Genomic DNA, 23,467 nt, shown 5'->3' with positions numbered 1-23,467 from the left:
GGCCGTTCGGCAGGCTGCCGGAGGCAAGGCTGTAGATCTTCGTACCGGTGCCGCCGCTTGCCGAAATCTGCTGGCTGTAGGCCTCGCCCGCCATGGCCTCGCTGAGCGCCCCGCCAGCCGGCGTGAAGTTGAGAGTTCCCGGCGTGGTTGCAACCGTTATGGAATAATTGCCAGTGGCACTGAGATCTGCGGTGTCCGTTGCCGTGACCGAGAAATTATAGGTGCCGACGATGGTCGGAGTGCCTTCGATGTCTCCGAAGGGATTCAACGCCAACCCGGGCGGCAAAGCACCGCCTATCGAGAAGTGGTAGCCCGGCAAACCGCCAGACGAGCGAATGGCAGTGGCGTATCTTGTGTTTATCGTCGCATCCGGTAGCGCGCCGCCAGCAGGAGCCAGAACCAAGCCGCGTGCATTGACGGTGACATTCACGGTTGCGGGCGCCGAAGTGCCGTCAATGTTGGTACCAGTGAAAACGAAGCTGTCCGGGCCGCTATATCCCGAACTCGGAGTGTAGGTGATCCCTCCGCCCGGCATCGCGTGCGCAGTGCCGTGGGCAGGCTGAGTGACAATCGAGACAGAGTCAGCCGAGCCGCCCTGGTTGCTTGGGTAGATTGGGTTGTCGGATGAGCCGGCCAAGACTGTAGCCCAATAATCAATGAATCTGGGCGGATTGGGTTCTACGATCAAACTATAGGATTTTGAGCCCGCGAAAGGCCCGCCGGCTTGGGTCGAGCTGTCCGTTGCGGTGATCGTGAAATCATAGGTGCCTGCCCCACGCGGAATCCCGAAAATGCCTCCGCTCTGAATTTGCATTCCCGGCGGGAGCGCCCCGCCTGTCACCTCAAATCGATAAGGCTCCCTCCCACCAACTGCAGCCAGACTTTGCCCAGAGAAACTATTGTTGCGGACGTTCAGAAGCCTCTCTGGCGAAACAACGATTGTTGGCGTCGCTGCAACTGAGATGTTCAATGACTGCGATGCAGTTTGGCCGGTGCTGTCTGTCGCTGTCACGGTAAACTGAGCCACGCCTGCCTCGTTCGGTACACCCGACAACGATCCGTCGTCAGCCAGATTGAGACCGGCGGGTAGACGGCTCGATGTGACTTGGAAACGATAGGGACCATTGCCCCCGCGGCGACAATTGTTTGATAGTAGTCTATTCCGACCGCCCCCGCCGATAGTGATCGCGTGAGAATCTCCATCGAGTTGGGCACAACAAACAGATTTACTCCCCCCACCATAGCGGCGCCGTTGGCCAAGAAGATGAAGTAGCCAAAGCTATCAGGACCCCCATAGCCCGGCGTCGGAGTGTAGATCAGCGTGGTTCCGGAGATCACGACGGTTCCATGGCTTGGCTGATAGGTGATGACGGTGGAATTCACCGTTCCTCCAACATTCGTGATATTGAACCTGTTGTTCGTCGAGTTTGCCTGCACCTCCACGTCCACGATACCCGGCTGTATGTCCAGGCTCACGGATGCCGAGGACGGTATCGTTGAAGATGCCGCCGCTCGCGCCGGCATGTTCGCGATCAGCAGCAATGCAATAATGAAAACAATAAACTGAACAAAAATAGTACGCGGAGCCGAGACAACATCGTGTCTCCGGTCAAATTGAAGCCCGATCATCAAATGCCCACGAATTCCAGGCCGGCCTCCCCCAATGGCGCCCGGCACTGCATTCATAGGTGGGAAATGCAACGCTGGATAGATGCCGCCGCAACTTTTTGTTTAAGAAAACGGTGCCGCTGTTAACGGCTCTCATGAAGACGAGTTCGAAACGAAATCACGCTCTAGTTGCTGCCTGAAAGGTCCTTGGTTACGCTGCTTTCAAACACCCGGGATACCTTAAGCCGACTGTCCCAATTCACCATGAACTGACGAGCAATATCGGCGCTATCGGTAAAGATCACATTCTCCGCATTCCGTTTCTGGGCTGATGCGGTGTAATTGTAAGACCCACCGATGGTCAGATGCCCGTCGATGACAACGATCTTGTTGTGAGCTATCGCCGGCTCGAAATCGATCCAGACCGGAATGCCGGCAGCTTCCAACAGCGTGGCGCCAGAATATTTCCGCTCATTAGTCTTATCAAGGATGGCCAAGACCTCGACGCCCCTGCCCGCAGCTCGCTGTAGCGCATGGATGATCGGGAAGACGTGAAACCATATGCCTGAACACGGATGGACGATTGCGCCCGGTCGATCGCGTCGACGATCTTGCCCTCGCATTGTTCGGCCGGCGTGAAGCAGACGCTGACTTGAGCCGTGGCCGTTTGGGACGAGAACGCCGGGTTAGCGACTAAGAGCATTGAGATCAGGCCTACGTAAAGTCTCATGATCCCATCCGATGGAATGCCGTCACATAAACGCCAAGGCTTGTACCCCGACCCTCTACTACTATCTGCGTCCCCGGCTTGAGACCTTCTCTTAGATCGTCTGGAACGCCGCAATGGCTGGAAAACCCAAACGGCATATCTTGTATGTCGATCGGCAATCGGCAGCCTTTATGTCCCGGTCCGTTAGCGTTCGATACCTGATAGGTAAGCTCAACATTGTGTCCCGCAATCGCCGCCACCAGCATCGGACCACCGATGGTAAACCGGTGCGTTCCCCACAAAATATCCTATGAATGGAGATACCAAGACGGCCACGATCTTTCTTAGTTCCCCATCCTCGATATCCATTTTCTTGATGTAAAAAATGCTAGTCAATATCGCCCATATCAAACCGAGGGAGATGCGCAATGGCGCTGTTTCGTTCAGAAATCTTATTGAGGGCAGGTAGCCATATCCAAAAAGTCGCGAAAGCACAGACACAAGAACAAGCAACATCCAGATCAGTACAACAATGGCTGCCAGCTTGGTCGGCCATCGAACAGCATTCGTCTTTGTTTCGCCGTCCATAAGATTGGCTTACCCCGCACTTGTCTGCTTTTCTCGCATACCCTCAGTTGCAGGATCAAGAGTTCTGTCTCGTCAATCCCCTTAGGCTTGACTCTTTCCGGAAGCGAGAACATTTATAGAGCAAACGGGACTTAGCAAGCCTGAGTTTTCCAGAATTCTCATAGTCGGAACCGCCCTCGATCGGCGGAAGGGAGACGTGCGCCACGCAAACGGCCGGTTATACAATCACGCCCCAGGATGCGGAGATTTTTAGGGATCTCGTCGCATTTCTTGGCGAGGATGTTTTTGACCGGCGTCGAGGAGATGGCGCATTCGCCAAGTCGGACGGGTTTCAGCGGCGGATCAGCGAGGCTAGGAGCGTGCGGAAAGGGATCGGCGCCGACGAAGGGTCGAACCCGGAAGAGAACCACCATGGGTGATGTGATCTATCTGAAAGATGATCCTGACGCGTACGACGGCGAGCCGAAATCATCCCTCCCGCATGTTGCCTGACGCAGAAGAAACCAGCTGTCTCCGCGCGCGCTCGGCCAGCTCTAAAGCCGCAATCCGCTTTCCTTGGAAAAGATCGATGCCTTGCTGATATTGAAGCTAAGTGCGACGTTCTTGCCCACGGTTCTTGCCGTCTGGATGCTCAGGCGGGCGCTGAGGCGTTGGCCGAAGCTATCAAACCAACCCAAGGCGTCGGCTCCCAATAGCTCCGTAAACGCCAAGTTGGCGGGAACACTATTGGGGGCTGTGCCTTCGACAACTGCAATATCCTCGCAGCGAACACCGAGAACAACCTCGCTATCCTGCGGCGGCTCGGAGAATTCATAAAGGGAAACGTCGATTGCAATCTGGCCGGTCACGAAATTGCCGTTCCCGTCGAGCCTGCCTTCCAGAAAGTTCATCGCCGGTGAGCCGACGAATCCCGCCACGAACAGACTTGCGGGCTTTTCATAAACGAGCTGCGGATGCGCGAACTGCTCGACCTTTCCTTTGTGCATGACGGCCACCCGATCGGCCATTGTCATCGCCTCTATCTGGTCGTGCGTGACATAGATCATCGTAGACCGTAACGTCTCGTGAAGCTGCTTGAGTTCAACGCGGGTTTCGGCACGAAGCTTCGCATCGAGGTTCGAAAGCGGCTCGTCGAACAGGCAGATGCTGGAAGAGCGCACGAGGGCACGACCGATCGCCACGCGCTGGCGTTGTCCGCCGGAGAGCTGGCTGGGTTTGCGGTCAAGAAGCGCCTCGATCTGCAGCAGCTTAGCAACCCATGCGACCTTCTCGGCAATCGTCTGCTTCGGTGTGCCGGCAATCTCCATTCCGAAGGAAAGGTTGCGGCGCACCGTCATGGCAGGGAAGAGCGCGTAGGATTGGAATACCATCGCAAGCCCGCGCTGGCTGGGCTCCAAGCCGCTCACATCCTTGCCGTCGATCACGATCTTGCCGGCATCGCAATCGTCCAGTCCGGCAATGACGTTAAGCAAGGTGGATTTTCCGCAGCCTGACGGGCCGAGAATGACGATGAACTCGCCCGTTTCGATCTCCATGTCCACCGACTGCAGGATGGTGAGGCTGGCGAAGGATTTCTTGATCTGACGAAGAGAGATACTGGACATGTTCAACCTTTGACGGCGCCGGCAGCGATGCCGCGGACGAAATAGCGACCGGAGAAGAAATAGACGACAAGCGTCGGGATAGCGGTAATCAGCGCTGCGGCCATGTTGATGTTCGGATTGGCGGCGCCGCGCGCGTTGTTGACGATGTTGGTGAGCTGCACCGTCATGGGCAGGTTGTCATTGCCGGCAAAGATCAAGCCGAGCAGATAGTCGTTCCAAATCCCTGTGAACTGCAGGATCGCCACGACCACGAGAATGTTGGTCGAAATCGGCAGGATGATCGACCAGAAGGTCCGCAGGAAGCTTGCTCCCTCCATGCGGGCGGCACGACTGATCTCGTCGGGAACACCGACATAGAAATTGCGGAACAGAAGCGTCGTATAGGGCAGCCCGTAGATGACATGCACGAAGACAATGCCGAGATAAGTACGGAAGAGGCCGACATTGCTGAGGATCTTGACCGTCGGATAGAGCATCGCCTGGTACGGGATGAACAGACCGACCGTAATCAGGAGCATGGTCATGTTGGCGTGACGCGATTTCCATTGCGCCAGGGCGTAGCCGTTGAGGGCGCCCGCAAGGGTCGAAATGACGACGGCCGGCACGGTGATCTTGATCGAATTCCAGAGGCCCGGCCGGACGCCGGCGCATTCCAGGCCGGTGCAGGCCGTCTTCCAGGCGGCAATCCAGGAATCGAAATTCGGGTTGACGGGAAGCGTAAGCAGATTGCCCTGCCGGATTTCCTCCATCGGTTTCAGCGAATTCATGATCACCACCAGAAGCGGTAGCAGGAAAAAAATGGCGGAGACGACGAGAAAGACATAAAGACCGATGCGGGCGGGGCCGAGGGGCGGCCTTTGTGCGGTGGCAATCATGTGCGCCTCCGGAATTCGCTCAGGAAATAAGGCGCCAGCAGGACGAGCGACAGCACAAGCATCATGATGGATGCAGCCGAGGCGAGGCCGAGGTTGACGCGCGCGAAATAGAAGTCGACGGCGAACTTGGCGGGCATTTCCGTCGATATGCCCGGTCCGCCCTTGGTCATGGCAATGATCAGATCGTATCCGCGAATGACTTCGGACATCAACAATATGACGCAGGACGCGATGACCGGGCGCATGCCGGGGAAAATGACCTGGAGATAGGCTCGCCAGATCGGAATGCCCTCCATGCGGATGGCTTTCCAGAGATCGTTATCGATGCCCCGCAAGCCGGCGAGAACGATCACCATGACGAGCCCGGCCGAATGCCAAATGCTGGCGATGACAAGCGTGTAGATCGCACGATCCGGCCTCGTCAGCCAGTCGAAGACGAAGCTCTCCCAGCCGAAACTATGCATCAGGGCTTGCAGGCCATTGACCGGGTCGAGCAGCCAACGCCAGGACAGGCCTGTGACGATCAGCGAAACGGCAAGCGGATAAAGAAAGATGGTTCGGAAAAGCGACTCCGCCTTGATCTGCCGATCGGCAAAGACCGCGAGCAGCATGCCGAAGGCAAGCGTACCCACAATATAGAGCACGCCAAAGATCACCATGTTGAGGCAGGAAACGAGCCAGCGGTGGTTCGTAAAGAGCTGCACATATTGTTCGAAGCCGACGATCTCGTAAGACGGAAGCAGCGTCGAACGCGTCAGCGACATATAGAAGGTCCAGCCGATCGAGCCGTAAAAGAACAGGGCCACGATGGCGAAGAAGATCACCACCGTGATATCCGGCCGGAAGGCTTGCCGATTAAGCCATGTGGTCATTGCAGACCCCTCATGGTCGCGGCCCGCGGCAACCGCTTCTCCCGTGCCGCGCCGTGTGTGAAGATTCATCCTGCCGCTCCTCCTCCGAAACGGTTGCCGGGGAAGCGCTTGTCCGCTACCCCGGCGCGTCGATTTCACTTGCTCTTCAGCAGGCTGGTCAGGCTTTCGACCGCGGAATCGCTCGTCATGGACGGATCGGTCCAGAATTGCGTCGCAAGATCGGTCATCTGGCCGTTCAGGTCTCCGGTAAGGGCGTCGTAGGCTCCCGACACGGCCGTGGCCGGATTGGCGAGCAGCTTGGCGCCTTTTGCGGCGCAGGCATCGAGCTTGCTGGTGTCGACATCGGACCGCGACGGTACGGAGCCCTTGACGGCGGCAATCTTCGCCTCGACCGCTGGATCCATGATGGTGTCGGCGAGCATCGTCTGGCCCTTGACGCGGTCTTCCTCCTTGTTGACCGGAAAGGCGAAGATATCGACGATCACCGCATAGGCGGGTTTGTCGCTCGGTGCCAGGAAACAACCGAAATCCTTTTCCGCCACCTGACCCGCCGCGAGAAATTCACCCCTCGCCCAATCGCCCATGAATTGCATTCCGGCTTTGCCGGTGATGACCATGTTGGTGGTATCGTTCCACGCCCGGCCGGGGCTTGCCGGATCGGCATAGGTCGACACCTTTCGGAACAGATCGAAGGCTTTCGGCAGGATCGGCGACTTCATCGCTTCGGGATCGCGCTTGATGAAGAGCTGGTTCCAGTATTCGGGGCCACCGAGCGCAATGATCATATCGGTGAGAATCGAGACTTCCTGCCAGGGTTCGCCACCGACGGCAAAGCCTGTATAACCGGCTGCCTTGAGCTTGTCGGCGGCGGCAAACATTTCGTCGAGATCCTTTGGTTCCCCGATGCCGAGCTTGGCGAAAAGCGGCTTGGAGTACCAGATCCAGTTGTCGGCGTGGATACCGACAGGCAGCGCCACGAGGTGTCCGTCAACACTGAGCTTGTCCCATACGAGCGGCGGCATCACTTTCTGCCAGCCGCCGGCGGCGGCAAGATCGTCGAAGTTCCGCAGCTGGCCGGCCTTTGCAAGATCGCGCATGGCAGCACTCGGTGTCATCAGAACCGCGGAAGGAGGCTCGCCGCCGGCGATGCGGCTGGTCGCCGCTGCCACGGTTGAATCAAAGTCCGCGGCTGGACTGTCGATCCATTTGCCACCACGCGCCTTGTAGGCATCGGCGATCGCATTCATGGCCTTGGACTCGCTGGCGCTCGTCCAGTACTGCAACACGTCCACCGTCTGCGCGTAGGCTGAGGTCGAAGCCACGAGCATGCCGAGCAACGCAGCGGTCGAGGAGAAATGTTTGATGTTCATGTCACTACCCTAGCTCTGGAGTTCTTATTGTTGATTGCTTGAGAAGCGCCGGCTTGGCGGGCGCTTCCGGATGTCATGCGGCGTTTCCGATGGCCATGCCCATTTCCTTGTTGAGGTTGTCAAGGAATGCCGCCATGTCGATCTTGGAGATCTTGTCTCCCGCCACCCAGGCAACCGTGTTGTAGATGCCCAGGAAGGAGCCGCCGCAATATTCGAGCATTTTCTCGGTCTCCTCGTCGTCAAGACCGAGCTGCTGCTTGAGGAATATGCCGAAACGCTTGCGGGCGAATTCCTGCTCCAGGACGAGATATGGCTGGCTTTCGACATTGAGGATGCTCGATGGCAGCGCCGGCACCTGGGCATGAAGCACCGCTTCGAGGCGAATATCGCGCGAAGATGCCGCGACTTCTATGGTCAGATTGCCGGCATCCAGAAGCCATTGGCGATGGTCCGGATCGTAATAACGCAGATCACGCGCCTCGATCGTTACCTCCACGCGCTTGGTCTCACCCGGCTGCAAGGCAACCTTTGCGAAGCCCTTGAGCTCGCGGACCGGACGGATCAGGCGCGGCGCGTGCGGCCGGGCGTAGATCTGGGCGATTTCCTTGCCTGCGACGCTACCGGTATTCGTGACATCGAAGGAAACCTTGAAGGCGCTCGACGCGTCGATCGTATCCGTGTCGATGGCGATATTGGCGTATTCGAACGACGTATAGCTCAGACCGAAGCCGAAGGGGAACAGCGGCGCAAGTTTGCGCTTGTCATAGGACCGATAACCCACATGGATACCCTCGCTGTAGATGTGCCGGTTGTTTTCACCCGGATAGGTGAGGAAGCCGGGCGTGTCCTCGAGCTGCGCGGGGAACGTGACTGTGAGCTTGCCGCAAGGATTCTGCTTGCCGAACAACACCTGGGCGACGGCATGTCCGGCACCCTGCCCACCGAAGAAGGCTGCGAGCACCGCCGCAGTCCGATCAATCCAGGGCATGACAACCGCATCCGGCGTTGCCAGGATGACGACAAGCTTGCCGTTGCGCTGAGACAGGCGCTGGATCAGCTCGTCTTGCCCGTCATGCAGATTAAGATGCGTGCGATCCGAGCCCTCGCCATCATAGCCCACTTCCGTATTGCCGAAGAACAGGACGACATCGGCACCATCGACCGCTGCGAGCGCGGCTGCTTCCGTGGAGCTGCCGGCCTCAAAATCTGAGACTGCATGGAAACCGATTTCGGCGCCCGGCGCCATCAACCGGATCTCCGCAAGCGGGATGTCAACTTCCGTCGGCCGCGTTGTCGCGCAGCCCGATCCCTGGATGACCGGTACGGTAGCCGCTGCACCGATGAGCGCAATCTTGCGCAACTTGCCGGCGTCCAGCGGCAGCAATGCACCTTCGTTTCTCAAAAGAACGATCGATTCCGCCGCCATGCGCTGTGAAAGATAATGATGCTTCTTGTGGTCTGCGGTCGCGTTCGGCTTGATGTTGTTGCGGGCAACGCGCACCAGCTTCAGCATCCGCAGGCAGGAGCGATCCAGGACTTCGATCGGGACGCGGCCGGCCTCGACCGCTTCCAGCAGTTCCTGCTTGCGAGCGCCGCTTTCCGGCATGTCGAGATCGTTGCCGGCATTGAGGGACGCCGGGCGATCCTTGATTCCGTGCCAATCGGAAACCACAACACCATCATAGCCCCAGTCGTCACGCAGGACCTCCGTTAACAGCCAATGGTTTTCCGCGGCCTGCACGTCATTCAGACGATTATAGGAGCTCATCACGGTCCACGGATCGGACTTGCGGATCGCGCGTTCAAAGCCTGCAAGATAGATCTCGCGCAAGGCGCGCTCCTCGACCACTGAGCTCATCGTGGTGCGCTGGACCTCAGAGTTGTTGCAGGCAAAATGCTTGAGCGATGCGCCGACGCCGTTCTCCTGCATGCCATTGATGACGGCGGCGGCAATTTCGCCGGTCACGACGGGATCTTCCGAATAGTATTCGTAGCTGCGGCCGGCCAGCGGAGTACGACGGATGTTGATCCCGGGTCCGAGCAGGATGTTGACGCCGAAGGCCTGGCATTCCGCCGCCAGCGCTTCGCCGAGCTCGCGCGCGAGGCCGACGTCCCAGGAGCAGGCAAAGGAGGATCCGTTCGGGAAACAGGTGGCCGGCCGGGTCGAGCCGAAAGCGCCCTCGACACCGCGCGACAGATCGGCATTGACCACGCCGAGGAAGGCTGCAAGCTGGCTGTCGCTATCCTGCGGTCCATCGATCTGCTCGATCGAGTAACGTACGCCATAAGTACCGTCGGTCATCAGGACTTCCGGGATATTGAGGCGGTAGTTGGCCGCGGTGCGCCAGAGGCCGTAGCCGCTCACCATCGCGACCTTTTCCTCGAGCGTCATCTGCTCGACGAGCTGCCCAAGTTCCTTATCGGAAATATTCCACGTCATCGCTACTCCATCCCATTATGCCAGGCGATCCGGCAGCCTTTGCAGGCCTCCTCGCCTGTGCGGAACCATCGTCCGCATCAAAGAACGATGGATTGATGACACAGGAAAACGCCGTCATCTAGCCGCGAAAATTGCTCTGGAATTACGACAGTTTTTGATATTTAGTGCTCCCCGACGCGAGGAGGATGACAATGAATATCGCCTATTTGAGGCATAGTCCGGCCCCTGAAATCGTGGATTGTGGCTTCCAGAACCACGGGCCTTCAGCCGAATCCCACTACCGCCCCTTCGTTCATGGCTATGCGGACGTTCCCTATCATTGGCATCGGGAGATGGAGATACTTTTCGTTCTGCGCGGAAGTTTTCGGCTTGTCGTCGACGGCCAGACCTGTGAGATGGGCGAGGATGACATGATCATCATCAATGCCGACGTTCCGCACAATTCGACATCGATCTCGCGCGACGCGCTGATCTGCGGCGTCCATCTCGATGTTGCCCATTTCGAACGGATGGGATTGCCCGGTTTCGCTTCTCGGCAATATCTGTGCCGCACCTTCCTGCACAGCCGTTCGTTTCTGAATAAAGTCGCACCGATCAAATCGCTGATGGCGCGTTTGATCCTTGACCAGACGAGCCATTCGGACGAACCCATGGCGCGCCAGATCGTGGCCAACCTTTTGGCGAGCTATGTCTATCGCTGGATCCCTTATGAAAAATCGGACCCCACCGGCGCCCAGCTGCGGTCCGACAGCCGGCATCGTATCGTCCGGATCATGGATACGTTGGGGGAGAATGACGAGAGCCAGCATCTGAGCCGCATTGCCGAATCCGAAGGCCTGACGCTCAGTCACCTGTCGAGATTGTTCAAGCGTCATGTCGGCATCGGCTATCGGGACTATTCTCAAAACCTGCGCCTGGATAATGCGGCAGACGAGTTGCGAACCGGAGACGAAACCGTTGGCATCGTCATGGAGCGAAACGGCTTCGGCAATCCGGCAGTTTTCTACAACAAGTTTCGCGCCCGTTTCGGCTGCAGCCCGGCGGAGTTTCGCCGTGGCCGCCGCCCCCTCAAGCCGCAAAGCGTATTGACGGATGACGATGCCGCAGCAGTACAAAAAATCCTTACGGCGCATGCGGCGAATGTCGGCAGGGCTGCAGAACTCGTAATTGGGCTTACGACGAATGGTCGGCGCCATATTGTTATAAGTGCCCCACACAACCCTAGCCTCAGTTGAGAGTTCACTCGCGATCACAATCCTTCCCATGCGCCGACCCTGAGGTTCGGCAGCAGACGCTTTGGATGCTGAACGCCGCCTGCATGAAACAAATCCGAGCCTTCAAGGGATCCGGACCCACGGTCCTAGAAGATATGATTAAAGGAGTGTAGTCTCGCCTGGCTGGCGAGTGCCGTATTCGTTTGTACTTTGCTGGCTAGGGTTTCTGTGGCCAAAAGTGTCCCTTGCACAGCTGACAGCTTCTTTTCCTGGTATTCTCGAATCCGAGGCCGTAGCGAGCGAGATATTTGCTGAGGCAACCAGCGTCGTTGCTGCTCTTTTTCTTCAATCACGAGACCGCGAAGAAGGCTCCGGTAGCAGAACTCGCGGTTGCGTGCTCGCGGCACGCATGAAGAATTCAGCAACTGACCCTCGCCGATCGGCGCTGCCTTTGCCACCTGAGGGAGCGTAAGATGCAGGTTAGCTGAATCACCCGCTTCGGCCATCATCGCTCGACCACCTATCGTGAGATCCGGCGCAATATGTTTCACGACCACGAGCTGACCGCTGAACGTTTCCTCTAGAGCGGCGGCAAGAAGCTATCGTGCGGAAGCTTGAAAAGAGACGAGTAACTGATCGGCGATCGATTGCATCCCGCCGGTAAATTCTCGGCCTTTTTGCCAAAAAACTACATAGTGATAAATGGCGCCGGGCTCGAACGGTCGTAACTCCAGTCCGAACTTCTCATACTCTCGCGCAACCAAGCTGTTTGTGATCGATATTCCGACGCCAGCCGCAACGAAACCGGCATCGTGGCCGTTCGCGTCATATTCGACCGCCAGATCAGGCTCGACGCCCATATATCTTAGGGCGTTGATGTTCATTTGATGGGATGAAAACTGAGGGTCTATATCGATCAACGCCTCACCGACAATATCCGCCGGTGTTATAAGTTTCTTGTCGGTCAGCCGATGTCCCGCGCGGAGTAAGCAGACATTCCTGGCGGTGGCGACTGGCATCCAATCGAAAGCGCGCTCGTTGAGCGGTAAGCGGGAAATTCCGAGGTCGGCCCGGCCGTTTAGAACGTGTTCGGCAACTTGTTGATAGCTTCCGGACAGAATTTGAAACGACAGGGGACTGGTTTGCCGCACGGCCTGAACAGCCCTTGGAATGGCAGCCAAACAGAAGACGCCCGGTGCCGCCAGGCTTACGGATCCGGTTTCTTCGTTGCGCAAACCGGCGATCGATCTTTCGATCCGATCGACACTTTGCAGCGCACCATCCACACTACGCAGCAAATCCCAGGCACGGTCCGTGGGATGCAGCCGATTGTGCTCGCGTCGAAATAGCGTGAAACCAACCTCTGCCTCAAGCTGCCTAACCTGCTGGCTGACGGCCGGCTGCGTGACGTTGAGAATTTTCGCGGCAAGTCTCTCCGAGCCTGCTCGCAACACTTCACGGAAAACCTGCAACTGGCGAAGCGTGACGGCTGTCGTGGTCTTGTCGGCCATATTCCTCCATCCGGCCTCTGGCCCCTCCAGACCTCTCCCCTGCCCTACCAGACGGAGTTCCAAACGGACGATCTGCTGACCTTATAAGCCCAACTTATCATGATTATGTCCACCTTATAGATTGACGCAAATTTTTCAAAGTATAATTTTGAATTATAAGAATAATAACCCGAAGTTATAAGAACATAATATGCTATTTTCGGTAGTATATAAATATAATCCGGGAAGCCAGTTACAATTGAACTCAGACTGGAACGCCCCAGCCCGAGTCGAAAGAGGAATCGTGCCGTTGCCTGCTTTTTCTATTCAATTTGCTCACGGCCTTCAGATCACAATGTTGTTAGCGCTGGCAAGCGGTACGCTTGGCTCGCTTCTCGGTCTATTTATTGCCATCGTCAAACTGTCGAAGCCGCGTATACCCGCCCTCATGGGGCAGGCTTACACCACGCTCGTTCGGGGATTGCCCGAGCTGCTCGTCATCCTCGTCGTGTATTTTGGAGGAACGGCAGCTATCTCTGCATTGACGGGTCGTTACGTAGAGATCAATGCTTTCGCTGCGGGGGTGGTCGCGCTGACGATTGTCTTTGGTGCCTACAGTGCGGAGATTTTTCGCGGAGCAATCAAAAGTGTTCCGCCTGGACAGGCCGAAGCAGCCCGCTCTCTGGGCCTGAAGCCATGGCAAATCTGGCTGCTCGTAATCCTGCCCCAAATGATACGTGTCGCCCTGCCCGCATTCGGTAGTCTCTGGATTTCGCTGGTCAAGGATACGTCTCTCGTCTCAGTCGTTGGACTGACAGACATTATGCGCGTGGCTTTTATCGGCGCGGGCTCTATGCGCGCTCCGCTCGCATTTTATCTAGCCGCTTCGGCACTCTACCTCGGTCTCACAAGCCTATCTCTTGCATCTTTTCGATTTCTGGAGCGACGCGTCCAGATACCCAGCCACTAAATGAGATCGGTCATGGATATCAACCTGATATTTGACAGCCTCGCCGTGCTTGCAGGAGGAGCACTCCTCACCCTGTCGCTGACCATGCTGTCTCTCGTGATAAGCTTCGTGCTGTCAGTACCTCTCAGTCTTCTTAGAGCATCATCGAACAAGGCGCTATCGGGATCTGTGCTGGCTTATACTTATGTATTCCGCGGCACGCCCCTGCTGGTCCAGCTCTTCCTGGTCTACTATGGGCTCAGCCAGCTAGATGTGGTCCGCCACAGCATATTTTGGCCGATACTGCGCGAGCCATTCTGGTGTGCACTTCTGACTTTTTCTTTGAACAGCACAGCGTATACGACCGAAGTCTTTAAGGCCGGCATCCAAGCGGTCCCGTCTGGTCTCATCGAAGCGGCCCAGGCGCTCGGTCTTTCGCCGCTCCTGCAGATCCGTTTGATCATATTTCCCTTGGCGTTCAGGACGGTGCTTCCATCCTATGCGAACGAAGTCATTGGAATGGTCAAGGCCAGTTCACTTGCAAGCACCGTCACGCTGCTGGAAATCACCGGCCTCGCGCGTCGCTTGGTTTCGGAGACGTTCGCGCCCTACGAAGTCTTTCTGGCCGCAGGTCTCATCTATTTCCTCCTCAATTTCATCGTGTCGACCGTCTTTCGCATAGTGGAAATTCGCCTTGCTCGTTCAGGCGGAAATTATGAGCGTAAAACGTCCCCCGGCTGGCGACACACGAGAATAGAGCTCTTTCAAAAGCTGATTGGCAAACGTGTCCGCGCCGACCGCCATCCTGCTTCCAGCCATTTATCCTAGCCAAAAAGGAATCCATACATGCGTAAATCCGTGCTTCTCCTATCAGTTATCGCCCTCGCTTTGAGCCAGATCGGCGCCAATGCCATGGATCGCAAGGCGATTACCATTGCAACAGAAGGTGCATCCCCTCCTTGGGATGCCATCGACGCAGACGGCAACCTCGTTGGCTACGACATTGATGTCGGCAATGAACTGTGCCGCCGGATCAAAATAGAATGCAAATTCGTGGCTCAGGATTGGGACGGGATGATCCCAGCGCTGACTGTAGGAAAGTTCGACGCGATCATGTCGGGAATGGCCATCACGGAAAAGCGCAAAAAATCCATTGGTTTTTCTCGGCCATATGGCGGTGGGTTCAACCAGCTCGTCATGCGAAAAGACCTTCAGCTTCCGGTCACCGACATCAACGCGCAAGTCAATCTGACCTCGGTCAGTGCTGAACAGCAGGCAATCCTCGAACAACTTCGGTCGGCGCTTGCTGGGCGAACTTTAGGTGTTCTCAGGTCCTCCAATTCCGAAGCGGTTCTCAATGATCTGTTCGGAAAAGTAGCCACCATACGCAGCTACGACACTCAGGATAACCTTCATCTCGATCTATCCGCCGGACGAGTCGACGGCGGACTCGCCGATTATTTCACATGGAAGACATTTCTGGACGGTAAGGATGGGGCAAACGCGGCTTTCTATGGTCCGGAACTGTCAGGTGGCCTTTGGGGGCCTGGCGTCGGGATCGGCATGCGTAAGCAAGATACTGATCTGATTGCAGCCTTCGACAAAGCGATAGACGACTGCACCAAGGATGGAACGCTAAAGAGGCTCAGCCTGAAATGGTTCGGCATCGATATAGCGCCCGCCCCCGCACCGTAGACCGCGTTTTGCACCCGCTGGCACACGGCGTAGCGTGAAAGAAGCCCAGCATTCCATGCAGAAGTTTAGAGCCAATTCCAATATCGCAGGTAAATCGATGTCCCTTTCCCTTACCGTAGCTGTGACGGGCCAATCGCTCATTCATCGGGATATCCGAAATTGCGGCGATCCGGCTTTCCTTCGTATTGTCGATATCCTGAAGCGAGCCGACATCGCCTTTACCAACTTTGAAGGAACTATCCTCGGACGCCATGGAGGCTCTCCGATGAAGGGTTCTTACTTCGGATGCTCCGATCCCTTTGTCCTTGATGCCTTGAAGCAATCAGGCTTCAACGCCCTGGCACTCGCAAACAACCATGCCTTCGACCTCGGATCACCCGGAGTTCTATCCACACTCGAGGAAGTTTCCGCCCGCGGATTTCTTCACGCTGGTATCGGCCTTGATCGCGACCATGCATCGACGCCGGGCAAGGCGATCATCAAGGGGCGCATCATAAGGCTTGTGGCGATGGATGCCGGACCGGGTTCCCGGATCATGTATGCCGAAAATGCCGGATTTCAGCGTCCATCGCGGCCGGGTATCAACCAACTGGAAGTTACCAGGGTCTTCGAGGCCGATAACGCCATATTCGACATGCTGGAGACCATTCAAACAACGTTCGAGAGTTCAAAGTTGGAACGGGCGAACTATGCCCAACCCGATGACTCCCCCGTCTTGAATGAACAGAACGAAATAGATTTCTACGGAACAGTCTTCCGGCGATCCGATACCAATCGCCGAAAGATTGTGATCGGCCTCGACAGCGCCTCGCATCAACTGACGGCGATTTCGAAAGCGGCGACAGCGGGGCAATTTGTCATCGCCTATCTTCACCATCATCATTGGGAGCCAAACTGGCGCGACGTCCCCGAATGGGTCGTCGCGTTCGCACATGCCTGCATCGATGCTGGCGCCCGCATCTTTGTGAGCCACGGGACACCTGTCCTGCAGCCGATCGAAGTCTACAAAGGAGCGCCAATTTTCTTTGGTCTCGGAAATTTCCTCTTCCACACCGAACATGGCGATACCGAATGGAGCTCACCGGACATCTGGAAAAGCGTTGTTGCGACATGCCATTTTGATGCCACCGGGGTACAGGTTGATATCCTGCCGATCGTGCTGGGCGGCGAAGAGCGATTGGGCCGCGACGATTTTCATGAGCGTCGCGTGCCGATGGCGGCAAGCGAGGCTATCGGTGACGAGATCCTTGACGATCTCGCCAAGCGCTCGGCTGCGTTTGGCACAGTTATCAAACGCGACGGCCTTCTGGGAAGGATTCATGTTGGCTAAGGCCGGCACTGAATACACCGCCCTCTCCCTCCAGATCTGAAACGGCGCAGGAGCTGACGATCAACGTTCGTCTGCGCCGTCTTCATCGCCGGCCAGCGCTCTGATCACAGCGATCGTCCTGGTTCGTAATTTCGGCGACAGACGCAGGATTTCTTCGACGAAGCGGCGTCCCTCCGCAGTCGCCAGGTAGGCGATGCGCTCGTCCGCTTCAACGATGAGCGCACCCTCGACGCCCGCTGAACCGGCCTGAGGCAGACCGTCGAAGAAGCAGCCAACCGGGACATTCAAGCCGCTGGCGATTTCGTACAGCATGGACGCACTGATACGGTTCTTGCCACTCTCATATTTCTGAACCTGTTGATAGCTCAGCCCAACCTTGTGACCAAGCTCGGTCTGCGACAGGTTGGAATGAATTCGCCTGATGCGGAGTTGCTGGCCGACATGCGTATCGACCGGATGGGACGATTGTCCCTTCGTCTCGTCGGTTCGAAGCTCGGCATGCCGTGTGTTGCCGACGAACTGCTTTCGTTCCTGATCCTGCATCACCTATATCTCCAGGTCGGCGTTTTATGCTTTGTCATGCTCGCCGAAAGTTCCACCAACTGAAGCGACAGCACGATGGCTGCTGGAACCTAGATCCACCCCAGCGGAAGGTGCCTATATTAGATCCTCGCTTCACGTCACGTTGCTTCGGGACAGTCATAATTAGGGACTATCAGTCCGTCGATTGTCAAGCCGCCAATATGCATTTGTTGCATGATGGATTTGAGAAAAACCATCGGCTGGAATCTTCGACGCCTTCGAGTCGCTCGGGGACTCTCCCAAGAGCGATTGGCTTTAGAATCAGAGATTGATCGTTCTTACGTTGGGCGTGTCGAAAGAGGCAAAGAAAACGTCACCGTTGCGACTTTGGAGGCCTTCGCGAAGGTCTTGTCGATAAATGTTTCTGAGTTGTTTGCAGAGGTCGATCATGAGGATAACAGACCGCCGTCTCTGCGCTCTGGCCGGAAACGCCGGGCATCTTAAGCCAGCCGCTTGACTGCTGACTGTGATGATCAACGTTCGTCAGCGCCATCTTCATCGCCAGCGATCGCTCTGATCACAGCGATCGTCCTGGGTTCGTAATTTCGGTGACAAGCGCAGGATTTCTTCGACGAAACAGCGTCCCTCCGCAGTCGCCAGGTAGGCGATGCGCTTGTCCGCTTCAACGATGAGCGCACCCTCGACACCCGCTGAACCGACCTGAGGCAGACCATCAAAGAAGCAGCAAACTGGGATATTCAAACAGCGGCGATTTCGTAGAGCATGACAATGCTGATTCTCGCGCGGATGGGTGATACACATGGCGAAGACGTTCGGCACGGAACGACACAAAGCGCTGATTGCGGTCTTGATTGCAAAACGTTTGGCAGCCGGCCTGACGCAGGTGGAGCTTGCCAAGAGACTCGGGGAATATCAGTCTTTCGTTGCAAGACTTGAGAGCGGGCAACGCCGCGTCGACGTGATTGAATTTTTCGAACTCGCGGAGATTCTGGGCTTCGATCCCTTCGAGGTTCTCCGCGCTATATCGCAAATTAAATAATACTTACATTTTCTGAGTTCCCGTTTGTAATACCGGGTTGCTTATGACGTCATCTCCGCTGCGGTTGCGGAAAGATTCACAATTGGAAATGGTGGCCACTCGACTTACGAAAAAGCCCATTCTCTATCGTCGACACTTCCGGCTTTGGCCCACTCGCCAGCCTTAATATCTGCCCACAAGGGATCCCCAACAAAGCCTTCCAGGCTACCGCAAGCCTCCTCCAGCGAGAGGCGACCATATCTCAACAGCACTTCTGAGATCCCTTCATCCCCCAGCGCTTCGAGTTCCGAGAACGGCTCCGCGCTTGCCAGAAGCACGCGGTGTCCCCAAATACCGGGTCTTTTGTCGCGCGCTATTGCCAAGTGCAAATCCCGATCCTCCACACTGGCGCCCAGTGCGCGGCAAAATGCATAACGCATGAGTGGATAATACACCGTATGCCGGCTTCCGCCGAGAACACGGACGCCTGGTAATATCGACGTGACGATGAACATCAGCAAGAGGTTCGGGATGATCTTCCGCGATTGAAGAGCGGAGATGAGAGCTTCGGATGTGTAGCTGACGGAGAAATCTTCCGCCCCTTTTGCCTCAAGACGAGAGCCTGATAGCTGTAACGAGAAAAGACGGCCGCCTTCGCTACCCCAAAACAAATCCGTCGAATTTTTAAGCCAGCCCCGCCACGGGCCGTCGGCAAGTGCGTCAACGTGGGAAAGCAGATTCTGGACGAACTTTCGTCCGTCGAACAGGTGCCGTGACAACCAAGAGGTCTCGTCTCGGAGATGCTCGGCGACCAAGTCGGCTATGTCCTCGTCATCCACTTGCAGGAAATCAATCTCTGGGTCGAAGAATCGTGTCCACAGCGATGCGTTGGCCCGCTTGATGGCAAGGGCGGCGGAGACAAACTCATCCTGGGGCATGATAGAGCGTAGACGAGAGGTGATATCGCCGTCGATCTCAGAGCGGTCGACGTTTTTTAAGACATACCGGTAGGTGCCGTTAGGGGCGAGAATGCTATATGGGATCATCTGGCTTCTAGTCAGGCCAAATACGTTGACCGCGTCGCCACCGAGGTTCAGCCAACCTGGCCCTTTTCTTCCCCTTTCGACGAATTTCACAGTGGATACTGCGTAGGAGACATAGGCCGAGCGACCATGTGCACGCAGTCCCATCAGACTGAAGAGGTGCGTATAGTAGGCATCTGGCTCGATCAGCAGATGCAGATGCGGCCCCGTCTGCATGACCGGGGCCATGGCAACCTCCGCAGCGATAGCAGTCCCGCGGTTATCGGAAAAGCCGGCTTTCCGCGCCGCCTGGCAGATGCATCGCTTGAAAAGCGACATTGCTTGGTCCCGGCTTTCACAAGCAACTTCACCTGCTTCGATGTCGAAGGCCGACCGGGCGTATTGCGCCAGGCTGCGCTGCCTGAATCCCGCAATCCAAGGAAACAGTGTCCCGATCAGGTCCAGCAGGTCGCATTTCGAGAGCAACGCGGAAGAGGCGCTGGATTGCTCGTTCACTGCGATGTCCTCCGACGAAATGAACATCTTTTCTGGGCCGCCTTCAACGCGAATCCCAAACCGGCGCAGACAATCATACCGCCTCCAAAGATAAGAAACGTCGCCGACGGCTGAATCGTTTGGCCAACGATCGCGAGAATAGCATAGAGCGCCAGGCTAAACCCCATGCACATGACATGCATGCTCCCTTTCACGCGCCCTAATTTTGCATTGGACACGCGACGCTGCACTTCGACATCGACGAGAACTCGAACAAGATTATAGCTAGCGCCAAGAACGGCCATCAATACAAGTGCCAAATCCAGGCTTCGCGTGAAATGGAAACCTGCCATGACCATGCCAGCCAAGACGAGGATAATCGGAATGATGCGGCCATCCGCTTGCCGAAATCTCCCGAGCAGCAGCATGCTAACAATGGCGCCGGCCGCCCAATAGGCCTCTAGATTACCGAAATCTATCGCGCCGCCAGAAAGCTCCAGCTGTACAAATTTCGAGATAAGAGCGCTGGTTAACATACCCATCGCATAGATTAGCACATAGCTGACCAGAAGGAGAAAAGGGGCTTTAGGCGGACGGTCCACGTCGGATGAATACAGCGATGGGTCTTCCGATCGATGTTGCCGATCGCCAGTGAAATGGAAGTTGCCGATCGGAAGACGGGTCATGATGAGTGCAGAACCGGCAAAGGTACCGGCCGCAAACAGAAAACAAAGCATCTGTGATCCGGCGCAGAGAAACCAACCGGCTACCGCAGCGGCCAGCAAGTTCCCCATCTGCATCGCGATATACGCCAGTGAGTTGAAGGACATCAGATTTTCCGGCAGAGCGATGGATGGCACAATGGCAGATGATGCAATCAGATACACCCGATCCGCTATCGCATATAAGATGATCGAACCGTAAAGGGCGTAGTCAGCGTCGCCTAAAACGAGAGTGGTGGACGTCGCCAACAAGATCAATATCCGAGCCAAATCGCTCGCCATGCAAAGAAAGCGGCGATCGAAGCGGTCTACGAGATGCCCCGCTGGAGTACTCGCCGTGAACTCCACAACGCTTCCGAGTGCGAGAAACAAAGCAATAGATCCGGCCGCTTTGCCGTCTATCGCAAGTATCCAGGTTGCTCCAACATAATAGGCGTTGCGACCTGCGGCGGCTAGAAAGATACTGAGGAGAAAGAAATGCCGCACGGCACGCAGGTGCTGTCCTTCCGGTATAGGAACCGGTGCAATCGGCGCGTTCGTTTGCATATAAGGTCGCTACAGCCTCCGCTCTCAAAGTGTGAGGCTGGTTTGCCGTGGTGGCACCCCTGCCCCTGGGCGCGCAGATTAGTGGATAGCTTGCGACCTCACTTTCAAAATCCTGCTGCAATCCAATCGAGTTGGCAGAAATGGCTATTTTTTCCAGGCAGTTCGATACTGCGTTGGACTGATACTCATTTCGCGGCGGAAGGCCGACGAGAAGTGACTTGAACTATAATACCCACACAGACTGGCTATTTCCGTTATCGAATGGCTCGAGAATCGCAGCATGTCGCTTGCCCGCTCGAGCCGCCTTTGACTGATGAAGGCATGTGGCGATGTTCCCATCGACAGCCGAAACGCTCGACACATGTGGTATTCACTCAACCCTGTCTGCCGAGCGAGCTCAGCCAAGGTTATTACCCGATCGAGCGAAGTTTCAATTTTTTCCAATATGTCATGAAGCGCTTTCGGAGCAAGGCCGCCTTTCAAATAGGGGCGTCTCTGACCGGAGAGGCGAAACAATTGCCCGAAAATTATCGCCGCATGGCTTTCGACCTGGAGAATACTCATGGGATCTTGCAAGCTTATTTCAGACCGGATACGGCGGGCAGCGAATTGAGCGGGCGGATCCTGGAATCCCAAAGCGGGGGTAAGCCTATCGAGATGCACTCCTGGAACATTCTCAAAGTGATCGGAGATGAAGCGCTTATCAATGGTAATGACCAAATGCGATGCGGTCGGGTCGCCATTGTCCCACCCTGTCCAAGTATGGTTTGCCGGAATAAATGACAGCGATCCCACACGCCTTTGCGTGAAAGCGATTCTACGGCCATCCACATAGTCCTCACCTTCCTTCGCCATGCCACCAACATTCAGCAGAATTGTGTGATCGTCAGCCGTAATGCTCGTTTCCTGCCGTCCAACGCCTGTGCGGCGAATCAAATCCGCCCTGACCGACCGCCAGGCGGCGCTCTCATGTGACAATGTAAAATGCTCCGCGCGCCTGATTGAGAACGGATCAAACGCTCGAGTAGCAACCATTCATGAGCCCTTTCATTTGCAAGATACGGATGGACGTATGGCTTCGCCAACCGCTCAAAACTCTAGATAGTGCTGGATTTCCGCTTGTTTGCCGCAAGGTCAAATTTCATGTCACGTTTTTGAAAGAACAGCAGGATCATGAATGCGATGAGAATTAGAATATTCTAATGCTCGCTTTGCACGATACTCATCTGGGCCTATGGCGGCAGAGCACGCGAATACTGACGTGCCCGCAATCGACCGCGTCCGCTTCCGGATCAAGCCCAATGTATCGATGCGTGTCGAACTAGTGAACCGAGGCAGGACATGAAAGACTTTTCGAAATTTCTTGAAGAATGCGAGGGCGCTCCGCGTTTGAATGAACTTTCCGGTTTCTTCGCAGCAACGGCCGGCGGCCGATCGGGACGCCCCATCAAACAGCCGCAGGTGGACAGGCGATTAATGGGCGAAGACGAACTTCTTGATCGCTTCGTCAGTCTTCATGAACAACGGCGCGGCCCATTCGACCAGCACTACCACAGCAGTATCCCTTATAGGTTGGAAGAAGAGTGCCGCCTCGGACATGCAATTCTTCAATACAGCCAAGCCATCTCGGGAACGCTGAACCTGTATTCGTTGGGTACCGCCGAAGGTACGATGGCACGAACTGTCTCGGAGCTTGCGAATGGACGGGTCGAAAGCCTGTCGTGCAGCCCAAATGTCGAAAATCAGGATAGCTTCCTTGCCCATGGAGATCCTCCCCACGCGACCTTCTTTCTCGGCCCATTTCATCATTTGACCAGGGATCTAATCCAATCCCGACCGGATCTCGCCAAATTCGCCAGTGGTTTCGACATAATCTTCGAAGACACGACGTTCCAAATGTATTCGCCCAATCGGTTCGATCAGATTCGTTTTGTATCGCAGCATCTTAAGAGTGATGGACTCTTCATCTTCGTCGAGAAATTCAGGCACGACAACGACGAGGAGTATTTCCGCCGTGAGCGGCAGAAGGATTCTGGTTTCAAGGCGCGCTTCTTTAGCCCCTCGGATATTCGGGCGAAGCAGGAAGCTGTCTTAAATAGGATGAACCAAAACGAGGTGACGCTGACGGAAATCGCCAGGACCATGCGACGCCATTTCTCGCATACGTTTGTGACTTGGAATAGCGGAAATTTCTACACCCTCATCTCCAGTAACAGCGCAGATAATCTCTGTCTCTTCTCGTCCAAGCTATCCCCGGCTGCCATACCCGGAGAATACGTCTATGCGGACCTTCCTTATCGGCTTTATCCTGAAAGTTATGATGTAACCTAGCACCGGGCATTAACCCAGGTCTTTCGTCGGCGATGAAATCGCTGCC

22 protein-coding genes and 2 pseudogenes are annotated in these 23,467 nt (G+C 56.0%); 11 read left to right on the top strand and 13 right to left on the bottom strand.

What is annotated here, in order from left to right:
* The 3 genes from GR212_RS35770 to GR212_RS35760 form a co-directional block, all read right to left on the bottom strand.
* Positions 1–1,072 (bottom strand): putative Ig domain-containing protein (locus GR212_RS35770; RefSeq protein WP_246726238.1); only part of this gene is annotated, 1,072 nt, incomplete at its 3' end.
* A complete protein-coding gene (locus GR212_RS35765; RefSeq protein ID WP_163994703.1) occupies positions 1,009–1,629 on the bottom strand; it encodes an Ig-like domain-containing protein in 621 nt (206 codons plus the stop codon). The genes GR212_RS35770 and GR212_RS35765, both read right to left, overlap by 64 nt.
* Positions 1,630–1,793: 164 nt before the next feature.
* A complete protein-coding gene (locus GR212_RS35760; protein ID WP_163994699.1) occupies positions 1,794–2,231 on the bottom strand; it encodes a phospholipase D-like domain-containing protein in 438 nt (145 codons plus the stop codon).
* 514 nt (positions 2,232–2,745) lie between these two features.
* Between GR212_RS35760 and GR212_RS35755 the strand changes: the two genes are divergently transcribed.
* Positions 2,746–2,907 (top strand): hypothetical protein, encoded by a 162-nt coding sequence (locus tag GR212_RS35755; RefSeq protein WP_163994698.1) that lies wholly within the window; start codon positions 2,746–2,748, stop codon positions 2,905–2,907.
* Between the two features lie 531 nt (positions 2,908–3,438).
* Here the strand turns inward: GR212_RS35755 and GR212_RS35750 are convergent.
* The 5 genes from GR212_RS35750 to GR212_RS35730 all read right to left on the bottom strand — a co-directional run bounded on the left by GR212_RS35750 (position 3,439) and on the right by GR212_RS35730 (position 10,066).
* Positions 3,439–4,509, bottom strand: coding sequence for an ABC transporter ATP-binding protein (locus GR212_RS35750; protein ID WP_163994695.1), 1,071 nt, complete (start codon positions 4,507–4,509; stop codon positions 3,439–3,441).
* A gap of 2 nt (positions 4,510–4,511) precedes the next feature.
* Complete coding sequence (locus tag GR212_RS35745) at positions 4,512–5,384, bottom strand: carbohydrate ABC transporter permease (protein WP_163994693.1); 873 nt, start codon at positions 5,382–5,384, stop codon at positions 4,512–4,514.
* Positions 5,381–6,325 (bottom strand): carbohydrate ABC transporter permease, encoded by a 945-nt coding sequence (locus tag GR212_RS35740; RefSeq protein ID WP_246726234.1) that lies wholly within the window; start codon positions 6,323–6,325, stop codon positions 5,381–5,383. Before GR212_RS35740 ends, GR212_RS35745 begins: the two co-directional genes overlap by 4 nt.
* A gap of 65 nt (positions 6,326–6,390) precedes the next feature.
* A complete protein-coding gene (locus tag GR212_RS35735) occupies positions 6,391–7,626 on the bottom strand; it encodes an ABC transporter substrate-binding protein (protein ID WP_163994692.1) in 1,236 nt (411 codons plus the stop codon).
* A 73-nt stretch (positions 7,627–7,699) separates the two neighbouring features.
* Positions 7,700–10,066 (bottom strand): beta-glucosidase family protein, encoded by a 2,367-nt coding sequence (locus tag GR212_RS35730; protein ID WP_163994690.1) that lies wholly within the window; start codon positions 10,064–10,066, stop codon positions 7,700–7,702.
* 185 nt (positions 10,067–10,251) lie between these two features.
* On the opposite strand from GR212_RS35730, the pseudogene GR212_RS37920 reads away from it, so the two are divergent.
* The 3 genes and pseudogenes from GR212_RS37920 to GR212_RS37450 all read left to right on the top strand — a co-directional run.
* Positions 10,252–10,659: pseudogene (locus GR212_RS37920) on the top strand (cupin domain-containing protein); the annotation flags it as partial.
* A 57-nt stretch (positions 10,660–10,716) separates the two neighbouring features.
* Positions 10,717–11,301, top strand: coding sequence for a helix-turn-helix domain-containing protein (locus GR212_RS37455; RefSeq protein ID WP_246726231.1), 585 nt, complete (start codon positions 10,717–10,719; stop codon positions 11,299–11,301).
* Between the two features lie 395 nt (positions 11,302–11,696).
* Positions 11,697–11,843 (top strand): annotated as a pseudogene (locus GR212_RS37450) (IS30 family transposase); the annotation flags it as partial.
* Positions 11,844–11,879: 36 nt separating this feature from the next.
* Here GR212_RS37450 and GR212_RS35715 read toward each other — a convergent pair.
* Positions 11,880–12,791, bottom strand: coding sequence for a LysR family transcriptional regulator (locus GR212_RS35715; protein WP_163994683.1), 912 nt, complete (start codon positions 12,789–12,791; stop codon positions 11,880–11,882).
* 289 nt (positions 12,792–13,080) lie between these two features.
* Here GR212_RS35715 and GR212_RS35710 point away from each other — a divergent pair, with 289 nt between their 5' ends.
* The 4 genes from GR212_RS35710 (at position 13,081) to GR212_RS35695 (ending at position 16,744) form a co-directional block, all read left to right on the top strand.
* The gene (locus GR212_RS35710) at positions 13,081–13,740 is read left to right on the top strand and encodes an ABC transporter permease (protein ID WP_163994712.1); all 660 of its coding nucleotides are present in this window, start codon (positions 13,081–13,083) and stop codon (positions 13,738–13,740) included.
* 12 nt (positions 13,741–13,752) lie between these two features.
* Positions 13,753–14,547 carry an ABC transporter permease gene (locus GR212_RS35705; protein WP_163994681.1) on the top strand — a complete coding sequence of 265 codons (795 nt, stop codon included), beginning with the start codon at positions 13,753–13,755 and terminating at the stop codon, positions 14,545–14,547.
* Between the two features lie 18 nt (positions 14,548–14,565).
* Positions 14,566–15,414 carry a transporter substrate-binding domain-containing protein gene (locus GR212_RS35700; RefSeq protein WP_163994679.1) on the top strand — a complete coding sequence of 283 codons (849 nt, stop codon included), beginning with the start codon at positions 14,566–14,568 and terminating at the stop codon, positions 15,412–15,414.
* A 97-nt stretch (positions 15,415–15,511) separates the two neighbouring features.
* Positions 15,512–16,744 carry a CapA family protein gene (locus GR212_RS35695; RefSeq protein ID WP_163994709.1) on the top strand — a complete coding sequence of 411 codons (1,233 nt, stop codon included), beginning with the start codon at positions 15,512–15,514 and terminating at the stop codon, positions 16,742–16,744.
* Positions 16,745–16,804: 60 nt separating this feature from the next.
* On the opposite strand, the gene GR212_RS35690 is transcribed toward GR212_RS35695, so the two are convergent.
* Positions 16,805–17,287, bottom strand: a complete 483-nt coding sequence (locus tag GR212_RS35690; RefSeq protein WP_163994707.1) for a helix-turn-helix domain-containing protein — start codon at positions 17,285–17,287, stop codon at positions 16,805–16,807.
* 216 nt (positions 17,288–17,503) lie between these two features.
* On the opposite strand from GR212_RS35690, the gene GR212_RS35685 reads away from it, so the two are divergent.
* Both GR212_RS35685 and GR212_RS35680 read left to right on the top strand, forming a co-directional pair.
* On the top strand, positions 17,504–17,770 hold the full coding sequence (locus GR212_RS35685; RefSeq protein WP_163994705.1) for a helix-turn-helix domain-containing protein: 267 nt from the start codon (positions 17,504–17,506) through the stop codon (positions 17,768–17,770).
* Positions 17,771–18,086: 316 nt separating this feature from the next.
* Positions 18,087–18,326, top strand: coding sequence for a helix-turn-helix domain-containing protein (locus tag GR212_RS35680; protein ID WP_204326912.1), 240 nt, complete (start codon positions 18,087–18,089; stop codon positions 18,324–18,326).
* A 104-nt stretch (positions 18,327–18,430) separates the two neighbouring features.
* Here the strand turns inward: GR212_RS35680 and GR212_RS35675 are convergent, their stop codons facing one another.
* The 3 genes from GR212_RS35675 to GR212_RS35665 all read right to left on the bottom strand — a co-directional run bounded on the left by GR212_RS35675 (position 18,431) and on the right by GR212_RS35665 (position 22,125).
* Positions 18,431–19,843, bottom strand: coding sequence for a hypothetical protein (locus GR212_RS35675; protein ID WP_348643601.1), 1,413 nt, complete (start codon positions 19,841–19,843; stop codon positions 18,431–18,433).
* A complete protein-coding gene (locus GR212_RS35670; RefSeq protein WP_163994671.1) occupies positions 19,840–21,090 on the bottom strand; it encodes an MFS transporter in 1,251 nt (416 codons plus the stop codon). Before GR212_RS35670 ends, GR212_RS35675 begins: the two co-directional genes overlap by 4 nt.
* Positions 21,091–21,234: 144 nt before the next feature.
* Positions 21,235–22,125, bottom strand: coding sequence for a helix-turn-helix transcriptional regulator (locus tag GR212_RS35665; RefSeq protein ID WP_163994668.1), 891 nt, complete (start codon positions 22,123–22,125; stop codon positions 21,235–21,237).
* 306 nt (positions 22,126–22,431) lie between these two features.
* Here GR212_RS35665 and GR212_RS35660 point away from each other — a divergent pair, with 306 nt between their 5' ends.
* Positions 22,432–23,421 (top strand): class I SAM-dependent methyltransferase, encoded by a 990-nt coding sequence (locus tag GR212_RS35660; RefSeq protein ID WP_163994665.1) that lies wholly within the window; start codon positions 22,432–22,434, stop codon positions 23,419–23,421.
* The last annotated feature ends 46 nt before the right edge of the window (positions 23,422–23,467 follow it).

Origin of the sequence: Martinezella lusitana, from assembly GCF_010668395.1 — a bacterium.
GTDB lineage: Bacteria > Pseudomonadota > Alphaproteobacteria > Rhizobiales > Rhizobiaceae > Rhizobium > Rhizobium lusitanum_A.
This window is presented reverse-complemented; position numbering and strand designations above follow the sequence as displayed.